This is a genomic window from Candidatus Bandiella numerosa, from assembly GCF_021811875.1.
In the GTDB taxonomy this organism is placed as follows: Bacteria; Pseudomonadota; Alphaproteobacteria; order Rickettsiales; family Midichloriaceae; genus Aquirickettsia; species Aquirickettsia numerosa_A.
In genome coordinates this window covers 1-5,048 of record NZ_JAJBJD010000076.1, presented here as the reverse complement: position 1 = coordinate 5,048, position 5,048 = coordinate 1, and the positions used below count along the sequence as shown (strand labels likewise).

Sequence of the window (5,048 nt, the reverse complement as noted above, 5' to 3'; positions counted from 1 at the left end):
TAGTATAGAGCAACTCTAAAAATCTAAATTTAAATTAACAAAAAAACTTAAGTGGTAGTGCCTAGAAAAAAATAAACCCCAGGAATATTGCGCTGTCTAGCGAAAAAGTGCATGAAGTCAGGAAAAAAAGAATACCTATCCGAACAAAGTCCAAAATCTACAATTCTATAGGATATATGATAGAACCATCACAACCGCCATTAATACTATCTAAAATGACGTATAACCAGTACAGGAGACCATAAAGAATTTTTACAAAATTCTTTATGCAAAATATGTAAAAAATTCAATTTTTTTGAATATTAAATTATTTTCCTACTTTTAGAACTGAGATAAACGCACTTTGTGGTATATTGACATTACCAACTGATCTCATGCGCTTCTTTCCCTTCTTTTGCTTCTCTAGTAATTTCCGTTTTCTCGTAACGTCCCCACCATAACATTTGGCAGTAACATCTTTTCTTAAGGCACTTATTGTTTCTCTTGCAATAATTTTTCCACCAATTGCAGCCTGAATCGGAATTAAGAATAAATGTCTAGGTATTAATTCTTTTAGGTGTTCGCATATTTCTCTCCCTCTAGTCTCTGCTTTTGATTTGTGTATTAGCAAACTTAACGCATCCACAACCAAGCCATTGATTAATATATTTACCTTAACTAGATCACCTCTTTGATATGTGTCTAATTCCCAATCACAACTGGCATAGCCTTTGGAGCAAGATTTTAATTTTTCATAAAAATCAAAAACTATTTCATTAAGTGGTAATTTGTATATAAGCATTACCCTATTTCCCACATACGTTAATTCCTCTTGCTTTCCTCTTTTATCAGTACACAGAGCTATAATAATGCCTAAATACTCATCTGGAACTAGTATTGTTGCTTTTACCCACGGCTCCTCCATATATTCAATATGGGTAGGATCAGGCATATCTTCAGGATTATGTAGCTCCATCATTTTTCCTGAACGAAGGTATAATTTATATATTACACTTGGAGCAGTTGTAACAAGATCAAGGTCATATTCCCTTTCTAGTCTCTCTTGAATTATCTCCAAATGTAACATACCAAGAAATCCACATCTAAAACCAAAGCCTAGTGCTTTTGATGTATCGGGCTCATATTGTAAACTAGAATCATTAAGTTGCAGTTTGGCAATACTGTCTCTCAATATTGGGTAGTTGCTTGCATCAGTTGGATAAATGCCACAAAAAATTACAGGCTTACTTGGCTTAAACCCTGGCAAAGCATCCTGTATTGGATTTTTTACATCAATAATTGTATCACCAACGTTACAATCTGACACTTGCCTAATACTACCTGTGATAAAACCAACATCTCCAGCACATAACTCATCAACAATTATTTTTTTTGGATTAAATATCCCTACCCTTTCAATAATATGTTCAGCATCAGTGGACATCATTTTAATTGTCATGCCTTTTTTAAGGATTCCATCTATTACTCTAACAAGTATCACAACACCTAAGTACTTATCATACCAACTATCAACAAGCATTGCTTTAAGTGGAGATTTAATTTCACCTTTTGGCGGTGGTAGGATATTTACAATGGCTTCTAAAACATCGTCTATTCCTTTTCCAGTTTTGGCAGATATTTCAATTGCACTACTTGTATCAAGACCAATTACATCCTCAATTTGACTCTTTATTCTCTCAGGGTCAGATGCTGGTAAATCAATTTTATTTAAAACTAATATAATTTCGTGATTGTTATCTATTGCTTTATATGTATTAGCAAGGGTTTGAGCTTCAACCCCTTGAGATGCATCAATTACCAAAATAGAACCTTCACATGCTGCAAGTGACCTGTCAACTTCATAACTAAAATCAACATGACCTGGGGTATCAATCAAATTTAAAACATAATCTTTTCCAGATTTTGACTTGTATCTTAATTTAACGGTTTGAGCTTTTATTGTAATCCCCCTTTCCTTTTCAATATCCATTGAATCAAGAATTTGACTAGACATTTCTCTTTCTTGTATATCACCACATTTTTCAATCAACCTATCTGCAAGAGTTGACTTACCGTGATCAATGTGAGCAATAATCGCAAAATTTCTTATGTTATCTAAGTTTGACATTTTTAATATATAATTTCATCTAAATTCCATCTTGATTTTGGCTCAAAATCTAAATTACTTCTAAATCCAGCTTTTAACCTCTCCATTCCAGCATAGGCAATCATCACTGCATTATCAGTACATAAATCAATTGGCGGGTAAAATAGTTTATAGCCTAAATTTTTAACATTTTCACCTAATTTATTCCTTAAATACTGATTAGCAGCAACACCACCAGAAATAACAATATTTTTTGAGTTTGGAAATTTAGAGCCAAATAATTTTAGAGCCTGTAGGATTTTATAATTTATAATTTTTGAAACTGTATATTGAAAAGAAGCACAAACATCAGCTTTATCTTCCTCAGATATTTCCCCTAATTTGTGAATTTGATTTCTTACAGCAGTTTTAAGCCCCGAAAAGGAAAAATTATATTCTGCTTTTTTTAACATAGGTTTTGGAAATTCAAAGGCTCTTTCGTTTCCTTTCTTTGCATATTGTTCAACTATCGGCCCGCCTGGGTAACCTATATTCAATAATTTTGCAACCTTATCAAACGCTTCTCCAGCTGCATCATCAATAGTTCTACTAATTATGTAATACTTTCCAAGCTCCTCAACTATAACTATCTGACAATGCCCACCAGACACTAAAAGTAATAAATACGGATATTCAATATTTTCTGTCATTCTTGGTACTAATGCATGTCCTTCTAGGTGATTTACAGCTATAAACTTTTTACTCATACATGAAGCAAGAGTTTTTCCATACATTACTCCTACCATAACACCGCCAATTAAACCTGGTCCTCCAGTTGCAGCGATTGCGTCTATATCTTTTATACTAATTTTAGCTTCTTTAAACGCCTCCTCTACCAAATGAGGGAGAAATTCTACATGACTTCTTGCTGCGATTTCTGGAACTACACCCCCAAATTTTTTGTGAATATCAATTTGTGAAATTAGTTTGTTTGAAAAAATATGACCATCGGAATTTAAAATTGCAACTGCAGTTTCATCACAGCTAGTTTCAATTCCAAATATTATCATTAATTACTAAAATATATTTTGAGCGAAATACTATACCATTCATACTTTTATTCAACATATATTATCAATCTGCCACCCTCAATAGTGCTAATGCGTTATTGCCATATACTTTCAATAATGTTCCAACTTTTTTATCATTTTGAATGATATCCTTCTCCTTAATTTCATAATCATTTATGTTAATACATTTAAGATATTTCCTCCTTATTCCACGGTAATTCATTCTAGCAGTTACTTCCTGCCCAACATAGCATCCTTTGTTAAAACTAATGGAATTTAATTTATCCATTCCCAAATCAAGTGGAAAAAATTCCCCTGGCATAAAATCTTCTCCAAATTCTGGCACTAAACATCTTAATCTATCATCAACATAAATCTGAAATATATTTGTTTCGGTAGCTGCAACACCTTCTTCAGATTGATCAAAATCATAAAATCTATATCCAAGAGCTGAATTTCTTGGATCAAGGTAGCAATGCGAATTTAAATCTTCATTGGATATAAACACCTTGATATCTGAATTTTCAATTTGAACATCTGAATGTAATTTGTACATTTGAAATTTATTTTTTATATCCTCTAAAAGCGTTGCATTGCAGTCCAGATAAAAGTCTTGTGACAACTTAAAAATAAAAAAATCATATAATATTTTTCCTTGAGGAGTCAGCAATAGACTATACTGCAAGCTTTTTTTATGAATTTTATAAATGTCATTCGATAGAATATTTTGAAGAAATTTTGCAGAATCCGCGCCATTAATCTTGATTAATTTTCTATAATTTAATTTATTAATGCTCATTCTTTACCAAAAAAGTATTATTATATAGCGTAAACAAGGCATCACAAAATAATAATGCTTGAAAATATTCAAAACTATTACTATTACTATAGCATATCAATTTTAATTTAATAATTATTTCATAGAATTTTGTGATAAAGAAAACATTAACAAAACCAGTAGTTCTCATCGGTGTGATGGGAAGTGGAAAGAGTACTGTCGGAAAGAAATTAGCTAGAAAATTGAATCTCCAATTTTATGATAGCGATAAGATTTTGGAAGAAAGAGAAGCTTTAAGTATTGTTGATATACATGATTTTATGGGCGAAAGATATTTTCAGCAAAAAGAAGAGGAAGTAATAAAGGAAATAATAGGATATGGCGTAGTAGTACTTTCTACTGGTGGTAGTAGTTTTATGAATGAAAACATCCGAAATTTTATTAGAGAAAATACTATATCTATTTGGCTAGATTCAGATTTAGATACCATATATGAGCGTGTTTCAAGGAGAAATACTAGACCAGAGCTTATGGCGTCAGACAATAAAAAAGAATTATTAGAAAAGATGATGAAGGAAAGGGAGCCTGTGTTTAAGCAAGCTGATATTAAAATCGAAAGTGACTTAGAAGCACATCATTTAGTAGGCACTATAATAGAAAAATTAGAAGCCTATCAAAAATAATTATCAATGAAGGGCATAATCTACAAAGCAACTATGCTATTTTTTTTCTTTTTTATTTTGTTTGTACTTGCAATTTTCTTTTTAGCCAAGGAAAATTCTCATAGAAGTTATTATAAGGGATCTGTAACAGATCATTTTAATGGAGAAAATTTTTATAATTTAAAGAAAAATGATGCCAAAACAAATGACAAAGTAGTATTAAATTATCTAAAAAATAAATTGCTCGGAAGAAGTGCTGATGTGCGCCGTGCATGATGTAAGAGTAGAGGGTTCAAGTCCCTCATGGGCTGATATAGAGCTGTCCATTAGCTGAGGCAAGGTTAACTGGAAGCATAAATATTAGATAGCGTTAAGCAACTTTTAGAATCAACTCATTGTCAATATTTGCTTCATAAAGATTCCACTCATTAGAGGACATAGTCGCTTTAATCTGCAAAACATTGTGTGCATTC

General features: G+C 31.8%; 4 protein-coding genes. 1 reads left to right on the top strand and 3 read right to left on the bottom strand.

The genetic code is table 11. The annotated features are described in order from the left end of the window. Positions 1–307 precede the first annotated feature (307 nt). From lepA to ygfZ, 3 genes are all read right to left on the bottom strand, one after another. Positions 308–2,107, bottom strand: a complete 1,800-nt coding sequence (gene lepA / locus L8D11_RS03365) for a translation elongation factor 4 (protein ID WP_236870265.1) — start codon at positions 2,105–2,107, stop codon at positions 308–310. Positions 2,108–2,109: 2 nt separating this feature from the next. Beyond that, positions 2,110–3,135: a tRNA (adenosine(37)-N6)-threonylcarbamoyltransferase complex transferase subunit TsaD gene (tsaD, locus tag L8D11_RS03360; RefSeq protein WP_236870264.1), complete on the bottom strand. Its 1,026-nt coding sequence runs from the start codon at positions 3,133–3,135 to the stop codon at positions 2,110–2,112. A gap of 64 nt (positions 3,136–3,199) precedes the next feature. Then, positions 3,200–3,934, bottom strand: a complete 735-nt coding sequence (gene ygfZ / locus L8D11_RS03355; protein ID WP_236870263.1) for a CAF17-like 4Fe-4S cluster assembly/insertion protein YgfZ — start codon at positions 3,932–3,934, stop codon at positions 3,200–3,202. Between the two features lie 131 nt (positions 3,935–4,065). Between ygfZ and L8D11_RS03350 the strand changes: the two genes are divergently transcribed. Then, positions 4,066–4,596, top strand: a complete 531-nt coding sequence (locus tag L8D11_RS03350) for a shikimate kinase (RefSeq protein WP_236870262.1) — start codon at positions 4,066–4,068, stop codon at positions 4,594–4,596. Positions 4,597–5,048 lie beyond the last annotated feature (452 nt).